This is a genomic window from Actinoplanes oblitus (assembly GCF_030252345.1).
GTDB classification, from domain to species: domain Bacteria; phylum Actinomycetota; class Actinomycetes; order Mycobacteriales; family Micromonosporaceae; genus Actinoplanes; species Actinoplanes oblitus.
Map to the genome: position 1 here is coordinate 7,534,490 of NZ_CP126980.1, position 20,203 is coordinate 7,554,692.

Annotated in this window: 17 protein-coding genes; 6 read left to right on the forward strand and 11 right to left on the reverse strand. The window is 72.9% G+C overall.

What is annotated here, in order from left to right:
• Window positions 1-74: 74 nt before the first annotated feature.
• The 5 genes from Actob_RS33470 to egtA all read right to left on the reverse strand — a co-directional run bounded on the left by Actob_RS33470 (window position 75) and on the right by egtA (window position 5,482).
• Window positions 75-1,103 (reverse strand): hypothetical protein, encoded by a 1,029-nt coding sequence (locus Actob_RS33470; RefSeq protein WP_284915884.1) that lies wholly within the window; start codon window positions 1,101-1,103, stop codon window positions 75-77.
• 179 nt (window positions 1,104-1,282) lie between these two features.
• Window positions 1,283-2,248 (reverse strand): L-histidine N(alpha)-methyltransferase, encoded by a 966-nt coding sequence (egtD, locus tag Actob_RS33475; protein ID WP_284915885.1) that lies wholly within the window; start codon window positions 2,246-2,248, stop codon window positions 1,283-1,285.
• Entirely contained in the window at window positions 2,245-2,979 is a 735-nt protein-coding gene (gene egtC, locus Actob_RS33480; RefSeq protein WP_284915886.1) for an ergothioneine biosynthesis protein EgtC, read from the reverse strand. Before egtC ends, egtD begins: the two co-directional genes overlap by 4 nt.
• A complete protein-coding gene (gene egtB, locus Actob_RS33485; RefSeq protein WP_284915887.1) occupies window positions 2,979-4,259 on the reverse strand; it encodes an ergothioneine biosynthesis protein EgtB in 1,281 nt (426 codons plus the stop codon). Before egtB ends, egtC begins: the two co-directional genes overlap by 1 nt.
• Window positions 4,256-5,482 carry an ergothioneine biosynthesis glutamate--cysteine ligase EgtA gene (egtA, locus tag Actob_RS33490; RefSeq protein ID WP_284915888.1) on the reverse strand — a complete coding sequence of 409 codons (1,227 nt, stop codon included), beginning with the start codon at window positions 5,480-5,482 and terminating at the stop codon, window positions 4,256-4,258. The genes egtB and egtA overlap by 4 nt, the downstream gene beginning before the upstream one ends.
• Window positions 5,483-5,753: 271 nt before the next feature.
• Here egtA and Actob_RS33495 point away from each other — a divergent pair, with 271 nt between their 5' ends.
• Window positions 5,754-8,000, forward strand: a complete 2,247-nt coding sequence (locus Actob_RS33495) for an exo-beta-d-1,3/1,6-glucosidase (protein ID WP_284915889.1) — start codon at window positions 5,754-5,756, stop codon at window positions 7,998-8,000.
• On the opposite strand, the gene Actob_RS33500 is transcribed toward Actob_RS33495, so the two are convergent.
• Window positions 7,993-8,718 (reverse strand): winged helix-turn-helix transcriptional regulator, encoded by a 726-nt coding sequence (locus Actob_RS33500; RefSeq protein WP_284915890.1) that lies wholly within the window; start codon window positions 8,716-8,718, stop codon window positions 7,993-7,995. The two genes, Actob_RS33495 and Actob_RS33500, sit on opposite strands and share 8 nt — an antisense overlap.
• A 66-nt stretch (window positions 8,719-8,784) precedes the next feature.
• Here Actob_RS33500 and Actob_RS33505 point away from each other — a divergent pair, with 66 nt between their 5' ends.
• Window positions 8,785-9,582, forward strand: coding sequence for a class I SAM-dependent methyltransferase (locus Actob_RS33505; RefSeq protein WP_284915891.1), 798 nt, complete (start codon window positions 8,785-8,787; stop codon window positions 9,580-9,582).
• A gap of 30 nt (window positions 9,583-9,612) precedes the next feature.
• Here the strand turns inward: Actob_RS33505 and Actob_RS33510 are convergent, their stop codons facing one another.
• Window positions 9,613-10,299 (reverse strand): GNAT family N-acetyltransferase, encoded by a 687-nt coding sequence (locus Actob_RS33510; RefSeq protein WP_284915892.1) that lies wholly within the window; start codon window positions 10,297-10,299, stop codon window positions 9,613-9,615.
• A gap of 470 nt (window positions 10,300-10,769) precedes the next feature.
• On the opposite strand from Actob_RS33510, the gene Actob_RS33515 reads away from it, so the two are divergent.
• The 4 genes from Actob_RS33515 to Actob_RS33530 all read left to right on the forward strand — a co-directional run bounded on the left by Actob_RS33515 (window position 10,770) and on the right by Actob_RS33530 (window position 14,829).
• Window positions 10,770-11,465: a SanA/YdcF family protein gene (locus Actob_RS33515; RefSeq protein WP_328518396.1), complete on the forward strand. Its 696-nt coding sequence runs from the start codon at window positions 10,770-10,772 to the stop codon at window positions 11,463-11,465.
• A gap of 302 nt (window positions 11,466-11,767) precedes the next feature.
• On the forward strand, window positions 11,768-13,129 hold the full coding sequence (locus tag Actob_RS33520; RefSeq protein ID WP_284915893.1) for a M20/M25/M40 family metallo-hydrolase: 1,362 nt from the start codon (window positions 11,768-11,770) through the stop codon (window positions 13,127-13,129).
• Window positions 13,130-13,291: 162 nt separating this feature from the next.
• Window positions 13,292-14,035: a GNAT family N-acetyltransferase gene (locus Actob_RS33525; protein WP_284915894.1), complete on the forward strand. Its 744-nt coding sequence runs from the start codon at window positions 13,292-13,294 to the stop codon at window positions 14,033-14,035.
• Window positions 14,036-14,091: 56 nt separating this feature from the next.
• Complete coding sequence (locus Actob_RS33530) at window positions 14,092-14,829, forward strand: SDR family oxidoreductase (protein ID WP_284915895.1); 738 nt, start codon at window positions 14,092-14,094, stop codon at window positions 14,827-14,829.
• A gap of 113 nt (window positions 14,830-14,942) precedes the next feature.
• Here the strand turns inward: Actob_RS33530 and pheT are convergent, their stop codons facing one another.
• The 4 genes from pheT to rplT form a co-directional block, all read right to left on the reverse strand.
• The gene (pheT, locus tag Actob_RS33535) at window positions 14,943-17,411 is read right to left on the reverse strand and encodes a phenylalanine--tRNA ligase subunit beta (protein ID WP_284915896.1); all 2,469 of its coding nucleotides are present in this window, start codon (window positions 17,409-17,411) and stop codon (window positions 14,943-14,945) included.
• Between the two features lie 4 nt (window positions 17,412-17,415).
• Complete coding sequence (pheS, locus tag Actob_RS33540) at window positions 17,416-18,477, reverse strand: phenylalanine--tRNA ligase subunit alpha (RefSeq protein WP_284915897.1); 1,062 nt, start codon at window positions 18,475-18,477, stop codon at window positions 17,416-17,418.
• 492 nt (window positions 18,478-18,969) lie between these two features.
• Window positions 18,970-19,743 carry a TrmH family RNA methyltransferase gene (locus Actob_RS33545; protein WP_284915898.1) on the reverse strand — a complete coding sequence of 258 codons (774 nt, stop codon included), beginning with the start codon at window positions 19,741-19,743 and terminating at the stop codon, window positions 18,970-18,972.
• 66 nt (window positions 19,744-19,809) lie between these two features.
• Complete coding sequence (gene rplT, locus Actob_RS33550) at window positions 19,810-20,202, reverse strand: 50S ribosomal protein L20 (protein ID WP_014693392.1); 393 nt, start codon at window positions 20,200-20,202, stop codon at window positions 19,810-19,812.
• Window position 20,203 lies beyond the last annotated feature (1 nt).

Below are 20,203 nucleotides of genomic sequence, written 5' to 3' on the forward strand. Positions count from 1 at the left end.
TCGGGCATGCGAGGGCGGTGGGAAGCGGCGCGGCCCGAACCACGGCGGCCGCTTCGCTCGCGGTCCGGCAGACGTCAGGGGCGCTGGGACCAGGTGTGCCAGGCGTCGAGCCAGCGGGCCTCGGCGTGCCGGATGCCGACGAAGTCGGCCGCGGTGGCCGGTGGGCGGCGGGCGTCCTGGCGCGCGCGCCACGCCTGCTGGGCCGGGCGGCTGGGCACCGTGGTGGCGAGCCCGGTGGCGTAGAGCAGCGTCTCGTTGATCGCGCGCTCCCGCAGGACGGCGTCGGCGCGGAACCAGGCCGCATCCCGGAACAGCGTGGTGAGCTGCGACAACAGGTCGGTGATGGCGGCGTCGGCGGCGTCCGCCGGCTGGCCGGCCAGGTCGGACTGGCGGCGTACCGCGGCCGCCCACAGCGCACCCCAGGACGCCGGCAGCCGGGGCACCGGACCGCCCTCGGCCTGCCAGACCTCCGACTCGCGCGCCTCGCGCAGCACCACGTCGACCAGGACCCGGTGCGGTTCGCCGACCGGCAGCGGCGGCTCGGGCTCGGCCGCCGCGCCGGCCGGCGACCACGGCTCCGGGCCGGGCAGCGGCGCGTCGAGCAGGTCCGCGATCTCGGCGCCGGGCAGGATGCCCAGTCGCGGTTCGAACCCTTTCCGGTACGCGGTGAGCCCCACCTCCACCTCGCCGAACAACCCGGCCTCCAGAACGATCCGGGCCGCCCACCAGTCCGGGCCGGCGTGCAGCACCCGGGCGGTCACCGTGCGCCCGTCCACCACCACCGGCCGCTCCGACGTGGTCCAGCTGACGTCGGCGAACCGGATGCCGGCCGCGCGCAGCCGCTCCTCGAGCACCTCCCGCAGCCCGGACGACTCCTGACCGGTCCCGGACCACCTGGCGGTCTCCACGGCCAGCCACGAGTCCGAGTCGCCGTATCGCACGGTGACCGAGGTGAGCACGTTGTCGCTGCTGCCCCAGCCGTCGATGCGGGCGCCCGGCGCGCCCGGCACACCGATCATCGGGAGCCGCCCGGCGGCCAGCCCGCGGCGCAGCTCGGCCCGATGGTCCCGGCGGCCCGGCCGGTCCGGCGACGCGAATCTCATGTCCCCCACCCCCTCAGGAGAACTCCATCACCGCATGCCGGGTCAAGCTCCCGGCCGGGCGCGAGGCGGGCCCGGATCGCCTCGGTCCGCGGCACCGGCCGGACGCGCGCCCGGCCCGTCGCGGGGACGGGCCGGGCGGGATGCCACGGGAGCCGGCTCCGGGCGTACCGGAAAGCGCCTCAGACGGCCTGGGCCAGAGCGACGCCGAACCACTCGCGCGGATCGGACCACCAGTGGCGGAGGGCGAAGCCCGACGCGGCGAGCTCGGCGGCGAGACCGGCGCGGCGGAACTTGGCGGAGATCTCGGTGCGCATCTCCTCGCCCGCGGTGAACGCGACGGTGAGGTTCAGGTCGCGGATGTGGACCTGCTGCGGGCGGGTGGAACGCAGTCGCATCTCGATCCACTCGTGGTCCGGGTCCCAGCGGGCCACGTGCTCGAAGGCCAAGGGATCGAAATCGGCCCGCAGCTCGCGGTTGATGACGTGCAGGACGTTCCGGTTGAACTCGGCCGTCACGCCCGCCGCGTCGTCGTAGGCGGGCACCAGCACCGCGGGGTCCTTGACCTGGTCGGCGCCGAGCAGCAGCCACTCCCCCGGGTGCAGCGTGGTCCGCAGATCGGTCAGGAAGGCGGCGCGCTCGTCCGGGACCAGGTTGCCGATCGTGCCGCCTAGGAAGGCCACCACCCGGCTGTCGCCGTCGGGAAGATGGCGCAGGTGGCGGGTCAGGTCACCGACCACGCCGGCGATGCTCAGGCCCGGGTAGGCGGCGGTCAGCGACTCGACGGCGGAGACCAGGGCGGATTCGGACACGTCCAGCGGGACGAAGCTGCCGAGGGTGCCCCGGGCACGCATCGCGTCGAGCAGCAGCCGGGTCTTCTCGGAGGAGCCGGAACCCAGCTCGACGAGGGTTTTCGCGTCGGTGATCCGGGCGATCTCGACGGCGTTCGCCTCGAGGATGGCCCGTTCGGTACGGGTCGGGTAGTACTCGGGCAGCCGGGTGATGTCCTCGAAGAGCAGGCTGCCCCGGGCGTCGTAGAACCACTTCGGTGGCAGGCGTTTCGGGCTCGCGGTGAGGCCGTCGCGCACGTCGGCGCGCAGCGATCGGGCGAGGTCACGCTCGTCGAGATGCTTCTCCAGCGAAGTCACAGCTCTCCCAGGGTCACGTCGGTGGGCGTGGCGATCAACAGGCGGTTGTCCGGGACCGGGGTCCAGGCGGGGTCGTCGTCGAGTGGTTCGGAGGCGACCAGGACGGCGTCGCCGGTGGCGCGGACGGCGAGTGAGTGGCCGGCCGTGGTGGCGACGATCCGGTCGCCGTCGGTGAGCAGCAGGTTGAGGCGGGAGTCCGGGGCGGTCCCGCGCACCCCGGCGACGAGTGTCGCGATCACCTCTTCGGCGGGCTTCCCGGCGCGCAGCCAGTGCCCGATGTACCGGGCGACGGCGGCGGAATCCGTCGGCGCCTCGAGAGTCAGCAGCTCCTCCACCGGCAGCTCGGCGGCGAGCCCGGCGAAACTGGCCGGGAATCCCCGCACCACGCCGTTGTGGCTGAGCAACCAGGAGCCGTCGAGGAACGGTGCCGCAGCGGTCTCGACCACCGGCATCCCGACGGTTGCCGAGCGGACCGCCGCCAGGATCGCGCCCGACGCGGTGGTCGCCGCCAGCCCCGGCAGCGCCGCATCCGACCAGATCGGCATCGCGCTCCGGTAGCGGATCGGCTGGTCCCCGGCGAACCAGCCGACCCCGAAGCCATCGGCGTTGATGGTGCCGCCGCCCCGCATGTCGCGCGGCGCCCAGGCCTGGTGCGCCAGCGCGTGCGGCGGATCGAACAGCACCGCGGCGAGCGGCACGGGCGGCCCGAGGTAGGCCAGATGACGGCACATCAGACCAGGTCCCGGGCGCATCGGAAGCCGCTGAAGATCTGCCGCCGGATCGGATGGTCCCAGTTGCGGAACGTCCCCCGGCAGGCCGCCGGATCGGTACCGAACGACCCGCCGCGCAGCACCTGGTAGTCGCCGCCGAAGAAGACCTCGGAGTACTCGGCGTACGGGAAGACGCGGAAGCCGGGGTACCCGTGGAAGCCGGACGAGGTCCACTCCCAGACGTCGCCGATCAGCTGGTGCACGCCGAGCGGGGACGCGCCCGCCGGGTAGGCGCCGACCGGTGCCGGGGCGAGGTGGCGCTGCCCGAGGTTGGCGTGCTCCGCACCGGGCGGGTCGTCGCCCCAGGGGAAGCGCCGGGATCGGCCGGTCGCCGGGTCCCAGCGGGCCGCCTTCTCCCATTCGGCCTCGGTGGGCAGGCGCTTCCCGGCCCAGGTGGCGTAGGCCTCGGCCTCGAAGTAGCTGACGTGCACGACCGGCGCGTCTTTCGCCAGCGGCACTGTCCGCCCGAACTGCCGGACGGCTTCGCCCTCGACCCAGTGCATCGGTGCGGTCAGGCCGGCGTTCTGCCGGTGCGCCCAGCCGCGCTCACTCCACCAGTGCGGGTCGTCGTAACCCCCGGCGTCGATGAACTCCAGGTAGGCGCCGTTGGTCACCGGCGCCGCGTCGATCAGGAACGCCGGAACGTCCACCACGTGCGCCGGCCGCTCGTTGTCCAGCGCCCACGGGTCGGTGTCGGTGCCCATGGTGAACGGCCCGCCCGGAATCAGCACCTCCCCGCGCACCCGCCGGTTGCCCGGCGGCGGTGGCGGCGCGGAGAGCACCGGCCCGCCCGCGCGCAGCTGGTGGGTGGCCAGCATGGTCTCGTCGTGCTGCTGCTCGTGCTGCACGATCATCCCGAACGCGAACCCCTCGCTGACCAGCGGCCGCTCGTCCAGCCGCACCCGGTCCAGCACGTCCAGGGCCTTGTCCCGCACCTGCGCGAGGTACTGGCGCGCCTCGGCCGGGTCGAGCAGCGGCAGCGCCGGGCGGTCGCGGCGGGCGTGCTTGAACGCGTCGTAGAGATGATCGATGTCCTGCCGGACCGGGTCGCGCCCGCCGACGTCGCGGACCAGCCAGAGCTCCTCCTGGTTGCCGACGTGCGCCAGGTCCCAGACCAGCGGCGACATCAGCGGCGAGTGCTGCTGGACGAGATCGTCGTCGTCGACCGCGTCGGTGAGCAGGGCGGTCCGTGCCCGGGACCGCTCCAGTTCCGCCGCGATCAGGTTCTTGTCCGTGGTCAACGTGTACTCCCTCGCACTTCCCGGTTGCTCCCTCTCACTTCTCGCGGTGGCCGGAGGCGTCGCCCCAGGACGCCGGCGACCTCCTCGCGCACGGCGGCCGGCAGTCCCGTGCGATCGAGGTACCGGCACGCCAGCTCGGCCAGCCCGGCGGCCGCCGCCCGGACCACCGGATCCCGCAGCCCGGCACGCGCGGCCGGCCGCCATCGACCGGCGGCCGGTGCGGCGATCTCCCTGGCCCGCGCCATCAGCACCGGGTCGGCCATCAGCGTGGCGACGACGGCGGCCGGCGCGATCCACTCGCCCCCGGGCTGGGTGTCGAGGTAGCGGACCTCGAGATAGCCGCGCGGGCGGACCGGCGGGAACAGGGTGTTGAGGTGGTAGTCCAGGTCGGCGACGGTGGGTGGCCGCTCACCACCCGAGGTGATCCAGCGGGCGAAGGTGAGGCCGGGCGGCGCGTCCCACCGGTCGCCGTCACGCCGGACGCAGAGCAGCGGGGCGTTCAGGGCGTACCGGGCCCAGGTCTCCGCCGGTCCGCCGCCGTTCGCCACCGGGGCGGTGCGGCGGGGGTCGATGCCGTACCAGGCGGCCATCCGGGCGGACGCCCACCCGGTGTCCCGCCCGGCGTGCACCCGGGAATTGGCGAAGAGGGCCAGCAGCGGCGGCCCGAACTCGTGCAGCGCCGCCCAGCGCTCGGCGACCTGGCCGGCCTCGCCCGCGTCGAGGCAGATCTGCAGCCCGGCGGTGCCGGTCATCATGGTGCGCCCGGCCCGGTCGAAGGAGCGCTCCATCGCCGCGTAACGCGGGGTGTCCAGGATCCGGCGGGGTTCTCGGTGCTCGTCGAGGCCGCGGTCGCCGAGGACCAGTCCGGCGCGGGCGAGCAGCGCGGTCAGGGCCGCGTGGTCGGTGGTGACCGCGGCGTGCAGGGCGGTCAGCGAGTCCGCCGGGGCCGACGAGATCTCGACCTGGCCGCCGGGCTCGACGGTTACCGTGCCACCGGCCGGCAGCGGCAGTGGTTCCGGATTGCCGAGGGTGGCCGGCGCGTGCACCCCCAGCGCGGCGCGCAGCTCGCCGGGCCCCAGCGGGGCCGCCGGGTCGCCGGCGCGGTGTGTGGTCCATTCCAACTCGACGCCGACCCGGCGCGGTGGACCGGTCTTGAAACAGATCCCCGAGATGTGTTCGATCGCTTCCGCAGTGCTGCGCAGCACCAGATCGACCGAGTGCATGCTCCCCCTCGACGCAGTCCGGACAATCACTTAGAGTGATCGAAATGCTCCGATCCGTCCGACCCTCATCGGACCCTACCCGGATCTACGCGAAACCGCCGCTCCGGTTCACGCGGTTTCCGGATGTTTCCCCCACCGTCGGCAAGCCGTCCCGAGGATCTAAAAGTTCCGGAACCGACCCGGGGTGCCGGAACCGGTTCCGGACTGGAAGACTCCCTGTCGTTCGTGTTTGGCAGACCGTGCTTCGCGGTCGTGACGACCGGAGGCCCGCGTGCCCGCAGACTTCCCCTACCTGGACCCGTCCCTCGATGTCGAGGCACGGGTGGACGACCTGCTCAGCCGCATGACCCTGCCCGAAAAAGTGGGTCAGATGCTGCAGCTGGACGCCCGCCAGGACCTAGCCGAGATCATCCAGGAGAAGCTGGCCGGATCCATCCTGCACACCTCGCCGGCCAAGTTGATCGAGGCCGGCGAGCTGCTGTCCCGCACCCGGCTGAAAATTCCGCTGCTCACCGCGGAAGACTGCATTCACGGCCACTCGTTCTGGCCGGGCGCCACGATCTTCCCGACCCAGCTCGGGATGGCCGCCTCCTGGGACCCGGCGCTGGTCGAGCGGGTCGCCCGGGCCACCGCCGTCGAGGTCTCCGCGACCGGCATCCACCAGACCTTCTCCCCGGTCCTGTGCATCTCCCGGGACCTGCGCTGGGGCCGCACCGACGAGACGTTCGGCGAGGACCCGCTGCTGATCGGTGACCTGGGCGCCGCGATGATCCGCGGCTACCAGGGCGACGGCCTGGCCGACCCGACCGGCATCCTGGCCACCGCCAAACACTTCGCCGGTTACTCCGAGACGCAGGGTGGCCGGGACGCCAGCGAGGCCGACATCAGCCGGCGCAAGCTGCGATCCTGGTTCCTGCCGCCGTTCGAGCGGGCCGTCCAGGCGGGCTGCCGGGTGTTCATGCTCGGCTACCAGTCGATGGACGGGGTGCCGATCACCGCCAACAAGTGGCTGCTCGACGAGGTGCTCAAGGGCGAGTGGGGCTTCACCGGCACCCTCGTCACCGACTGGGACAACGTCGGCCGGATGGTCTGGGAGCAGAAGGTCTGCGCCGACTACGCGGAGGCCGCCGCGGTCGCCGTCAAGGCCGGCAACGACCTGGTGATGACCACGCCCGGCTTCTTCGAGGGCGCCCAGCAGGCGATCGAGCGGGGCCTGCTGACCGAGGCCGACATCGACTCCGCGGTCCGCCGGATCCTGCGCCTCAAGTTCGACCTCGGCCTCTTCGAGAACCCGCGGACCGGCGACGCCGAGCGCCAGCGCGAGGTGATCGGCAGCGCCGCGCACGCCGAGCTCAACCTCGAGGTGGCCCGCCGTTCGCTGGTGCTGCTGCGCAACGACGGCACCCTGCCGCTCGACCCGTCGGCCGGCACCCGCCGGATCGCGGTGCTCGGGCCGAACGCCGACGACGTCTCCGCCCAGCTCGGCGACTGGGCCGGCAACTCCGGCCAGGTCGGCTGGATGCCGGACGGGCACCCGCGGGAGATGACCTCGACGGTGCTGGACGGGATCCGGGCCACGGTGCCGGCCGGCTGGACGGTCGTCCACGAGCGCGGCGCCGAGATCGAGCGCCTGGTGCCCGACCCGGAGGGCGAGACGTTCCCGGACGGCCAGCCCCGCCCACCGATCGCCGAGTCCGCGCCCGTCGACCCGGCCCAGCTCGACGCGGCGGTCCGGCTCGCGGCCGGCTCGGACTACGCGGTGGTGGTGGTCGGCGACACCGTCAACCTGACCGGGGAGGGCTGCTCCACCGCCACCCTCGAACTGCTCGGCGGGCAGATCGCGCTGCTCGACGCGGTCGCCGCGACCGGCACCCCGATGATCGTCGTGCTGGTGAACTCGAAGCCGCTGGCGCTGCCCGAGTCGGCGCTGACCGCGGCGGCGATCGTGCAGGCGTTCAACCCGGGCATGCGCGGCGGGCAGGCCATCGCCGAGCTGCTGCTCGGGCTGATCGAGCCGAGCGGCCGGATGCCGATCTCGGCCGCCCGGCACGTCGGCCAGCAGCCGGTCTACTACAACCAGCTGCGCGGCCAGCACGGCACGCGGTACGCCGACCTGACCCAGGACCCGCTGTTCGCGTTCGGCGAGGGGCTCAGCTACACCACAGTGGTCTACGACGGGCTGGCCATCGGGGAACCGGACGTGCCGGCCGACGGGGTGGTGCGGGCGACCGTACGGCTGTCGAACACCGGGGCACGACCGGCACTGGAGACGGTTCAGGCGTACGTCAGTGATCTGGTCACCAGCGTGACCTGGGCGCACCGGGAGCTGAAGGCGTACCGGCAGGTGACGGTGCCGGCCGGGGAGAGCGTGACCGTGGAGATCGAGATCCCGGCCGCGGACTGCACGCTGGTCACCGCGGACGGGCGCCGGGTCGTCGAGCCGGGGGACTTCGAGCTGCTCGTCGGGCCGAACTCGCGCCTGTCGGCCCTGCAGTCGGCGAAGTTCCGGATCAGCTGACGACCGGTCGCGCTGTCGCGCTCTCCGGCCCCGCTGCGGCGCTCTCCGGTCGCGGCACGGTCGCGAACGCCATCAGCTGGAACCAGGCCGGGACGGCGCGGCGCAGCGCCTCCCGGCCGTCCAGCCGCACCTCGCCCGACCGCAGCGCCGACTCCCACGAGCGCGCACCGCGCCACACGTCGGTCAGGCCTCGCAGATCCGCCGTGACCAGCACATCCACCTCGTGCCCGGGGTCGGCGTCGCAGACGTCGGCCTCGTCCGGCGTGATCACCAGCCACCAGTCGCGCACCTGCCGGACCACCCCCGGGAAGCGGAACCGCAGGACCGTCCGCCGGTCCGGCACCGCCCGGTGATCCACCCGCCGGTGCATGTCCCAGAGCAGCAGTTTCGGATCGAGGTCCGGATCGCCGATCTCCGGGATCCACCGGGTGCCCCAGACACCCAGGGCCCGCACTATCGGCTCCAGCTCCCGGCCGGCCGGGGTCAGCGAGTAATCCACCTCGACACCGGTCGGGGTCCGCTCGACCAGCCCGGCCGAGGCCAGCTGCTGCAACCGCCGGGACAGCAGCGTCGGCGACATCCGGGGCAGTCCGCGGCGCAGGTCGTTGAACCGCCGGCTGCCGGAGATCAGCTCCCGGATCACCAGCAGCGTCCAGCGCTCGTCGAGCAGCTCCATCGCCTTCGCCACCGGGCAGAACTGGCCGTAGGACGCTCCCATGGATGACCACCCCCGGTACAGATCGTGTACTAGGCCGGGCCCGGCGCGAATCCTACCGTCGGCGACATGACTGATACCGAGCTCAAGAGCAAGCACCGTGCGATGTGGGCCTCCGGCGACTATCCGGCGGTGGCCGACCTGGTCGCGCCACTCGGCCCGGCCCTGGTCGAGGCCGCCGGCATCGGCCCCGGCCAGCGGGTCCTGGACGTCGGCGCGGGTACCGGCAACGCGGCGCTCCCGGCCGCCCGCACCGGCGCCGACGTGACCGCTAGTGATCTCACCCCTGAGCTGCTCCGGGTCGGCGAGCAGCGCAGCGACACGAAGCTGATCTGGACCGAGGCGGACGCCGAGGCACTGCCGTTCCAGGACGCCGAGTTCGACACGGTGATCTCCTGCATCGGCGTGATGTTCGCCCCGCACCACGAACGGGCCGCCGCCGAACTGCTCCGGGTGTGCCGGCCGGGCGGCACGATCGCGCTGGCCAGCTGGACCCCGGAGGGCTTCATCGGACAGATGTTCGCGGTGCTCAAGCCGTATGCCGCCGCCCCACCACCCGGCTCCACCCCGCCGCCGCGCTGGGGCGACCCCGCGCACCTGGCATCCCTCTTCGGCGAGCGCGTCACCGGCGTCTCGGCGCGGCGCCACAGCCTGCGGGTGGACCACTTCGGCACGGCCGAGGCGTTCGCCGACTACTTCAAGCGGAACTACGGCCCGACGATCGCGGTGTACCGCAACATCGCCGCCGACCCGGAGCGGGTTGCCGCGCTCGATGCCGCGCTGACCGATCTGGCCCGGCGTTTCGATGTCGGCGACGGCGCCATGGACTGGGAGTACCTGATCTGGACCGGCCGGCGCACCGCCTGACCCCGCCGGTCTCACCGGCGCCGGGCCGCTTCACCGCTGCCGGGCTGCGGCGACCCGGCACAGGTCAAAACCCAATTTCCGGTACGTCCGGATTGCCGCCACATTGACATAGTCCGCCAGCAGTGCCACCCGTTCCCGGCCCACCAGCAGCTCGTCGGTGGCGAACCCGCACAGGGCCGCCGCCAGTCCCCGCCCCCGGGCGTCCGGCCGGGTGGTCACCCCGGCCAGGAACCCGATCGCCTCGGTCGACCAGGCATCCGCCGCGACCGCCACCAGCCGCCCGCCCGCGTCCCGGATCCCCGCCCACCGCCGTACCCCGCTCTCCCCCGGCCGGGCGTAGGAGTCCGGGAACGACTCCGTCAACAGCGCCGCCACCTCATCCCATTCGTCCTCCCCGAGCCACCCGGCCCCGGCCGCCGGCGTCCCGCCGATCGGCTCGGTGATGTCCATCCAGGCGAACTCGGCACTGACCTCCAGCTCAGGCGTCCGCGCCACCACCGCCGCGACCAGCTCCTCCGGCCCGAACGGCCGGAACGTGCCACCCACCTCGGGCAGCACCTCCCGGATCAGCCCGGCCAGCGCGTCCGGATCACCGCTCATCACCAGCCGGTCCCAGTGCGCCAGCGCGGCACAGGCCACCACCGTCGCCCCGGGCCGCCGCCACACTCGCGCGCCGTCCGCCGCAGCCGCCCACCGTACAAAAAGATCGTCACCCACCCGCCCACGCCCCGCTCCAGCCGCCCGCCCCCTCCAGCCGCCGATCCCCTCCAGCCGCCCGCCCCTCCAACCGCCCGCCCCCTCCAACCGCCGTTCCCCTCCAGCAGCCGGCTGCCCCGCCGAATGTCGCCGCCGGCCGCACGTCGCCAAAACCACGGCTGGCTCTCACTGTGCTCTCGCAAGCCCGGACACCACCACCACGACCAGCCGCGAACCGGAGGCTGGCACCCACGGTGGCCTCAACACCCCGAACACCACCACCACAACCAGCCGCGAACCCAGGGCTGGCACCCACGGTGGTCTCAACAGCTCGGAGACCACCACCACGACCAGCCGGGGACCGGGGGCTGGCACTCACGGTGGTCTCAGCGCGCTGGATGGCACCGCAGGGACCAGCCGGGGCTGGTGGGGTGGGCAGTCTGGCACGGAAGCGGTAGGTAGGGGTGGTCGGGAGCTGCGAGAGTGAGCCGGTGCCAAAGATCTTCCTCGGCCGGGTTCGCCGGTCTCGCTGGTTCCGTCGCCTCGTCATCTCGGGCATGCTGGGGACGGCACTGGCGATCGTGATCGTCGCGTCGTCGAACCTCTGGCTCCGCAGCAGCGCCTCCGGGCACGTGTACTCGGCGGCCGACGTGCCGGAGGCGCCGGTGGCGCTGGTGCTGGGCGCGCAGGTGGATCCGCCCGCGGAGCCGTCGGCGTTTCTGGCGGCGCGGCTGGACATCGCCAAGGAGCTCTACGAGGCCGGCAAGGTCAAGGCGATCCTGGTGTCCGGTGATCACGCGGAGTGGTCCTATGACGAGCCGGGGGCCATGCAGGTCTACCTGATCGCCCGCGGGGTCCCGGCCGACCGGATCGTGCTGGATCATGCCGGGTTCGACACGTACGACTCGTGCTCGCGGGCGAAACACGTCTTCGGGGTGAGCCGGGCGATCGTGGTCAGCCAGTCGTTCCACGTGCCGCGGGCGGTGGCGGTGTGCCGGTCGCTGGGCGTCGAGGCGGACGGGGTCGGTGACGACACCGCACGGATCTACAAGCCGATGTGGGCGCGGGGTGAGATGCGCGAGTGGGGCGCGGCGGTGAAGGCCGCCTGGGACGTGGCGACCCGCCGCGACCCGGTCTTCCTCGGCCCGCACGAGAGCGGCGTCGAAACCGCGGTGGCGCGCGGCTGACCCACCGGGACCGCGGTGGCGCGCGGCTGACCCCATCGAGAACGCGGAGGCGCGCGACTGACCCCATCGAGAGCGCGGAGGCGCAACCGACCTGACCAGACCGCGGTGGCGCGCCGCTGAACCAATCAGACCGCCGGGGCGGAGCAGCGCTGGACAGGACCCAGGTGGCGGCGCGGAGCCGTGCCACCTTGGCGCCCGAGGCGATCGCCTGGCTCGGCCCGACCGTCCAGCGCTACCCGCATGGCACCATCTGACATCGACGGTCATGGACACCTCGTCCACGGTGGACCAGAGTGGCAGGCATGACGAAACGGCGTGTTCTGCTGACCGCCGCGGCCGCGGCTCCGCTGGCAGCCCCGGCGCGGGCCGCGCAGGCGGCCGGCCCGCACCGGCGCCCACCCGACCGCGAGCTGCGGGCGATCCTCCGGGAGATCGACCCCCGCCGGATCGAGGCCACCGTGCGGCGGCTGGCCGCTTTCGGTACGCGGCACACGCTGTCCTCCCAGACCGATCCGGTACGCGGCATCGGTGCCGCCCGGGACTGGATCCATCAGCAGCTGCTGGGCTACGCGGCCACGTCGGCCGGCCGGATGACCGTCGAGCTGCAGTCCTTCGTGCAGCCGGTCTCGCCGCGGGTGCCGACCCCGACCACGATCACCAACGTGATCGCCACGCTGCGCGGCAGCGCCACCCCGGAGCGGCTCTACGTGGTCACCGGGCACTACGACTCGCGGGCCACCGACGTGCTCGACTTCACCAGCGACGCGCCGGGCGCCGACGACGACGCGTCAGGCGTCGCGGTGGTCCTGGAGGTGGCCCGGGTCCTCGCCCGGCGGGCGCCCCAGGCGACCGTCGTCTTCGCCGCTGTCGCCGGCGAGGAGCAGGGCCTCTACGGCTCGGATCACCTGGCTCAGGCCTACCGGGACGCCGGCGCCGACATCCAGGCGATGTTCAGCAACGACATCGTCGGGACCGGCGACGCGCACGACGGCAGTCGCCCCGACAACCGCACGGTGCGGCTCTTCGTCGAGGGCGTGCCGACCGCGGAGACCGCCGCCGAGGCGAACATCCGCAGGAGCGTCGGCGGGGAGAACGACGGCCCGTCACGCCAGGTGGGCAGGTTCGTCAAGGAGGTCGAGCCGGCGGGCACGAACGTGCGGGTGATCTGGCGCCGGGACCGCTACCTGCGCGGCAGCGACCACGTGTCGTTCCTGCTGCGCGGCTATCCGGCGGCCCGGTTCACCGAGCCGCGGGAGAACTTCGCCCACGAGCACCAGAACGTCCGGGTGGAGAACGGCGTGCAGTACGGCGACCTGGTCGAGTTCTGCGACTTCGACTACATCGCGCGGGTGGCCCGGGTGAACGCCGCCACGCTGTGGTCGCTGGCCACAGCCCCCGGGACGCCCAAGGACGTGGTGATCGACACCACCCAGCTGACCAACCAGACGACCCTGCGCTGGACCGTCGGGACCGAGCCGGACCTGGCCGGATACGAGATCGTCTGGCGGGAGACCACGGCTCCGGACTGGACCGCCGCGCTGCCGGTGGGCAAGGTCGGTACCGCCACCGTGGACATCTCCAAGGACAACGTGTTCTTCGGGGTGCGGGCGGTGAACGCTTCCGGTCAGCGCAGTCCGGCTGCTGCGCCGCGGCCGTCCGCCTGATAGATTCACGTCGCGATCGCGCGGACGGCGTGATCCCCGAGTGCTCGAAAGAGTGAAGCCTGTGATCCCCGCGGTGCTCAGCGGCCACTGCCGCTAGACGTCCCTGCCTCACATCCTTCCTTTTCTCTTTCTTCTTCGAGCCCTCGAAAGGGTCACCTCACCATGGATCTGCGCATCCAGCGCTCCGTCGTCGCCACCCTGAGCAACCGTCCGAACGCCGTCGAGTGCGGCCCGTTCGTGCTCGGGTTCGACGACAGCTCCGACAGCCCGTTCATCAACTACGCCACGCCGGTTCCCGGCGCGGAGATCACCGCGGATCAGGTGGCTGCCCTGGTCACCGCATTCGGCGATCGCAAACCCCGTTTGGAGTACGTCGTCAGCAGCGCCCCCACGCTGGAGAAGCTGCTGGTCGAAGCCGGATTCACGGTCGAGGCCCGGCACGAGTACCTGGTCTGTACGCCGTCGACGTTCGCCGAGCCGCCCGCCCCGGCCGGCTTCGAGCTGTTCGAGCCGGTCAGCGACGACGAGCTGACCGGCATGATCACGGTGCAGAGCGAGGCGTTCGGCGCGATCTACACGCCGAACCCGGCGGAGCTCGGCCGCCAGCGCCGCAACCAGCAGCGCGGTGGCATCCTGGTGGCCGCCCGCAGCGCCGACGGCCACTATGCCGGCGGCGGCGCCGCGACCGTACCGAGTGACGGCATCAGCGAGGTCGCCGGGATCGCCGTCGGCGAGCGGTTCCGCCGCCGGGGCCTGGGCGGCGCCATCACCGCGGCGGTGACCAGCCGCCTCTTCGCCAACGGTGTGGACATCGCCTGGCTGGAGGCCTCCGGCGAGGACTCCTGGCGGGTCTACGAGCGGGTCGGCTTCCGCCCGACCGGGCAGCGGCTCTACATCTCCAGGTAGTGGGAACGCTCCCGGGGCATCCCGCCGTGGGTGCCCCGGGACTTTATCGTGGCCGCGTGACGATCAAGGGCGCAGCTTTGGTTACCGGGGCCTCACGGGGGCTGGGAGCGCACATCGCTCGGCGGCTCGCGGCTGACGGGTGGGCGGTGGCGGTCAACTACCGCTCGGATCGGGACGGGGCGGAGCGTGTCGTCGCCGACATCGTCGCCGGGAGTGGACGGGCGGTCGCGGTGCACGGGGACGTGACCGACGAGAACGCCGTACCGGAAATGGTGGCCTCGGCCACGGATCGCCTGGGACCGATCGGCGTCGTGGTGGCGAATGCCACCGGGCCGCAACCCACCGGACCGGCCGAGGAGGTCAGCTGGCGGGACCACCTGGACCAGCTGGAGTTCTTCGTGAAGAGCCCGACGCTGCTGATGCAGGCGACCCTGCCGGGGATGCGGGAACTGGGCGGCGGGCGGTTCATCCACATCGGGTCGGACGCGTTCGAGCGCGCGCTGCCCGGGATGTCGGCCTACAACGCGGCCAAGGGGGCACAGCTCGGGCTGGCCCGCACGTGGGCCCGGGAGCTGGGGAGATACGGCGTCACGGTGAACGTGGTGGCGCCCGGCTGGATCCCGGTGGAGCGGCACGGGGACGCGGACACCGCCGGGTATGTCGCGGATGTACCGCTGGGCCGGATCGGCACGCCGCAGGACATCGCGGAGGTGGTGGCGTTCGTGGCGTCGGACGCGTCCCGGTTCGTCACCGGGGAGCGGATCACCGTGAACGGCGGGCACACCATCGACTGAGCACCGGCGCCGGTCGCGGCCGGGTCACTTCTGGTGGGACCGGCGGCGGGCGTACCGGAAGAAGCTCAGGGACCCGCGGCGGACCGCGGGTCCCTGAGCGAACGGTGTGCGGGTCAGGCGCCGCGCAGCGTGGCGCCGAAGCAGGACGCGGTCAGCGCGACCGCCGCGTCGCGGGCCGCGATGGTCTCCTCCGAGGTGAGGGTGCGGTCCGGGGCGCGGAAGGTCAGCTTGTAGGCCAGCGACCGCTTGCCCTCGCCGAGCTGCTCCGACTCGTAGACGTCGAACAGCGCCACCGACTCCAGCAGCTGGCCGGCGCCCTCGGCGAGGGTGGCCTGCACCTCGCCGGCCGGAACCGTGCGGTCCAGGACCAGAGCCACGTCGATCAGCGCCGGCGGGAACGTGGAGATCTTCGGGGCGTCGACGACCGGGGCGTCCGGGAGGGCGTCCAGGTCGATCTCCATGGCGCTGGTGCGCTTGGGCAGTTCGAGCGCGGCGACGACGGCCGGGTGCAGCTCGCCCGCGTAGCCGACGACGTCGTCGCCGACCAGGATCGCGGCGCAGCGACCCGGGTGCCACGGGGCCTGCTCGGCGGCGCGGACCGAGACCCGCGACGCCGGGACCCCGGCGGCGCTGAGCGCGATCCGGGCCGCCTCGATGGCGTCCGCCCAGCTCGCCGCCTGGCCCGGACCCCACCAGCCGGCCGGCGAGACGTCACCGGTGAGCACCGCGGCCAGGTGCCACGGCTGCTCCGGGACGATCGCGTTGGCCTGCGTCCACTCCTCGGCGGTGGGCCGGCGGTCGACGCCGAGCACCGGCGGGGCGGTGGCGGTCAGGTGCGGCAGGAACACCGCGCCGGTCTCGAAGAGCGCCACGTCCCGGTGACCCCGGCCCAGGTTGCGCTTGAGCGTGCCGAGCAGCGGGCCGAGCAGGTTGGTCCGCAGCAGCGGCTCCTCCTCGGAGAGCGGGTTGGTCAGCCGGACCGCGCTGCGCCGCGGGTCGTCGGCGGGCAGCCCCAGCTGGTCCGCCGCGCCGGGTGCGACGAACGGGTAGGACAGCACCTCGACGTAGCCGTTCTCGGCCAGCGCGCGGCCGACCGAACGGAGCCGGCGCTGCGCCGGGGTGAGGCCCTTGCTGGCCCCGGCCGGCGGCAGCACGCTGGGGATGTCGTTGTACCCACCGAGCCGCGCCACCTCCTCGACCAGGTCGATCGGGGCGACCAGGTCGGGCCGCCAGCTCGGCGGGACGACGTCGCTGCCGGAGACCGTGCAGCCGACCGCTGTCAGCAGCTCGGCGATCCGGTCCGCCGAGTAGGGCAGGCCGATGATCCGGGACGGCAGGTCGGCCGGCAGCGTGATCGCGGTGCGCGGCGCGACGTGGTCGATGTCCAGCACCCGCTCGTCGACGGTCCCGCCGGCGTGCTCCACCAGGATGGCGACGGCCCGCTCCAGCGCGGCCAGCGTGAGCTGCGGGTCGACGCCCCGCTCCCAGCGCTTGGCGGCCTCGCTGAACAGCTTGTGCCGGCGGGCGGTGCGCCCGACCATCACCGGGTCCCAGTGCGCGGCCTCGAGGAGCACGTCGACGGTGCCCTGCTGCCACTCGCTGGTCTCGCCGCCCATCACCGCGGCGAGCGAGATCGGCCCGGTCTCGTCGCAGATCACCATGTCCTCGGCGTCCAGCACGCGGGCGACGCCGTCCAGGGTGGTCAGTTTCTCGCCCGGGCGGGCACGGCGCACGGTCAGGCCGCCGCGCAGCCGCTGCAGGTCGAAGACGTGCATCGGCTGACCGAACTCGAGCATCAGGTAGTTGGTGATGTCGACGGGCAGCGAGATGGCCCGGATGCCCGACGCGATCAGCCGGCGCTGCATCCACTCGGGCGACTTGGCGGCCGGGTCGATGCCGCGCACCACGCGAGCCGAGAACCGGTCACAGCCGACGGTGTCCTCGACGGTGAGCGGCCACGGGACGTCGGCGGTCCGGCCGGCGGCCTCGATCGCGGCCGGGTCGGTGAACGCCACGCCGAAGTGGGTGGCCAGCTCGCGGGCGATGCCGCGGACACTCATCTCGTAACCCCGGTCCGGGGTGATCTCCACCTCGACCAGCACGTCGTCGAGCCCGACCACCGGGCGCGCGTCCACGCCGGGCGCGGCCGCGTCGGCGGGCAGCACGATGATGCCCTCGTGCTCGTCGGAGACACCCAGCTCGCGGGCCGAGCAGATCATGCCGTGCGAGTTGCGGCCGTACGTCTTGCGGGCCCCGATCGTGAAGCCACCCGGCAGCTCGCCGCCGGGCAGGATGACCACGACGAGGTCGCCCTCGGCGAAGTTGCGGGCGCCGCAGACGATCTCCTGCGGCACGGCACGGCCGACGTCCACGGTGCAGAACCGGATCGGCTTCTTGAAGCCGGTCAGCTCCTCGATGGTCAGCACCCGGCCGACGACCAGGTCGCCCTTGATCGTGGCGGCCTGGTCGACGATCGACTCGACCTCCATGCCGAGGTTGGTGAGCGCCAGGTCGAGCCGCTCGGCGGTGAGGTCCGCGGGCAGCTCGACGTACTCGCGCAGCCACGACAGTGACGTCTTCATCGCGTCAGGACTCCATTCCGAAGTTCGTGGTGAACCGCACGTCGCCCTCGACCATGTCGTGCATGTCGCTGACGCCGTTGCGGAACATGAGGGTCCGCTCGACACCCATGCCGAACGCGAACCCGGAGTACTTGTCCGGGTCGATGCCGCAGGCGGTCAGCACCTTCGGGTTGACCATGCCGCAGCCGCCCCACTCCACCCAGCGCGGGCCGTCGCGGTGCTGGGCGAACCAGACGTCGAACTCGGCCGACGGCTCGGTGAACGGGAAGTAGTGCGGCCGCCAGCGGGTCCGCGCGTCCGGGCCGAACATCGCCTTGGCGAAGTGGTCCAGGGTGCCGCGCAGGTGGGCCATCGTGATGCCCTCGTCGATGACCAGGCCCTCGATCTGGTGGAAGACCGGGGTGTGCGTGGCGTCCAGCTCATCGGTGCGGTACGCCCGGCCGGGGCTGACGATGCGGATCGGCGGCGTCCGGCTGAGCATGGTGCGCACCTGCCCGGGCGACGTGTGGGTCCGCATCACCAGCCCGGGCAGGTCGACGAAGAACGTGTCGGAGGCGCCACGCACCGGGTTGTCCGGCCCGATGTTGAGCGCGTCGAAGTTGGCCCACTCCAGCTCGAGCTGCGGACCGTCGACGATGTCGTAGCCCATCCCGATGAAGACGTCGCCGATGTGCTCCATCAGCGTGGTCAGCGGGTGCCGGGCGCCGCGCGGGCGGCGGCCCCAGGGCAGGGTGACGTCGACCCGCTCCTCGACCAGCACCCGGGCGGCGCGGTCGGCCTCCAGCTCGGCCTGCCGGGCGTCGTAGGCGGCCTGGACGGCCTGACGGGCGACGTTGACCCGCTTGCCCGCGTCGGATTTCGCGGCTGGGGGCAGCGAGCCGATCTCCCGGCGCGCGAGGGACACCGGCGAGCGGTCGCCGAGGTGCGCGGGCTTCAGGGCCGCGAGCGCGTCGAGGTCGGTGGCCTGCGCGAAAGCCTTTTCGGCATCCGCGACGGCGGCCTCGAGAGCCTCGGGCGCGAGCAGGGCGGCCTGCTTCGGATCATACGGATCGTTGCGGTAGGACATGGTCGGGCGAACTCCCTCACACCGGATGAGCCATCGGCTACGTCGGGACTGAGTGCACCGAGCGCAGCGAGGGCCGCGAAGGGTCAACTCAGTCTGAGCAGTCGGGACTGAGCGCACCGAGCGCAGCGAGGGCCGCGAAAGGGTCAACTCAGTCTGAGCAGTCGGGACTGAGCGCACCGAGCGCAGCCAGGGCCGCGAAGGGTCAACTCAGTCTGAGCAGTCTAGTGAGGCACGGCTGGGCCGCAGCCCGCCGGTCAGCGAGTTCGCGCAGGAGTCAGATCCGGCGCCCGCGACCAGCGGGCCGGATAAACAGTTCCCTCGGACCTGACATGGCGCCCAGCATACCGTCCCGCCGCCGGGCCCCGCCGACCGATATCGGGTCGGTGGCACGTGCCGGTGCCGCGTGGCGCTCGCCGGCGGGATGAACGTCAGGCGTGTGGTCCTCGCGGCCCAGGCTGTGGTCGGGTTCATCGGGTCCCGGCGGACGAGCCGTCAGCGCTGGGCGCGCGCTGACGCGTAGAGGCAGACGGCGGCCGCGGCGGCCAGGTTGAGGCTCTCCGCGCCGCCGTAGATCGGCACCCGGACCCGGCGGTCGGCGGCGGCCAGCAGGTCGCCGCCCAGGCCGTGCGCCTCGGAGCCGAACAGCCAGGCGGTCGGCGCGCTCAGCAGCCCGCCGTCGAGCAGCGAGTCCACGTCGTCCGCGCCGGTGCCGCTGGTCGCGAGAACCTGCAGGCCGGAGTCCTGGAGCAGGTCGAGCACGCCGAGCGGGGCACGGACCACGTCCACGTGGAACAGCGAGCCGGCCGAGGACCGTACGCATTTGCCGTTGTAGGGGTCGACCGCGTCACCCGCGAAGATCACCGCGTCCGCGCCGGCCGCGTCGGCGGTGCGCAGGATGGTCCCGGCGTTGCCCGGGTCGCGGATCTCGGCGAGCACCGCCACCAGCGTGGGCCGCTTGCCGAGCGCCTCGGCGATCGGCACGTCGACCTGCTCGCAGAGCGCGACGACGCCCTGCGGGTGCACGGTCTCGGTGAGCGCCGCGAGCGCCTCGTCGGTGACCGGGGAGACCTCCGGCGCCTGGGCGGTCAGCTCGGCGTGCTTCTCCAGGCCGGCCGGGGTGCCGAACAGCTCCAGGACGACACCGGCGGCGAGCGCCTCGCGCACGGCCTGCGGCCCCTCGGCGAGGAACCGCCGGGCCTGGTCACGGTCCCGGCGCCGGTGCAGGCGGCGAGCGGCGACGATTCTCGGGGTACGCGGTGTGAACATGTCTCCGTCTCGGGAAAGGGAAACGCCCCCCGATCGCTCGGGGGGCGTTCCTGGAGATGCGCGAACTCAGGCGGCCTGAGCGGCGGCGCCGCCGGTGCCCTCGGCCGCGACGGCCGCGCGAGCGACCTCGACGATGGCCGCGAACGCGGTGGCGTCGTTGACCGCGAGGTCCGCCAGGATCTTGCGGTCGACCTCGACCTCGGCCAGCTTCAGGCCCTGGATCAGGCGGTTGTAGGTCATCCCGTTGGCGCGGGCGGCCGCGTTGATACGGGTGATCCACAGCTGCCGGAAGTCGCCCTTGCGGTCACGGCGGTCGCGGTACGAGTACTGCATCGAGTGCAGCACCTGCTCCTTGGCCTTGCGGTACAGGCGGGAGCGCTGACCGCGGTAGCCGCTCGCGGTCTCGAGCAGGGTACGGCGCTTCTTCTGGGCGTTTACCGCCCGCTTGACGCGTGCCATT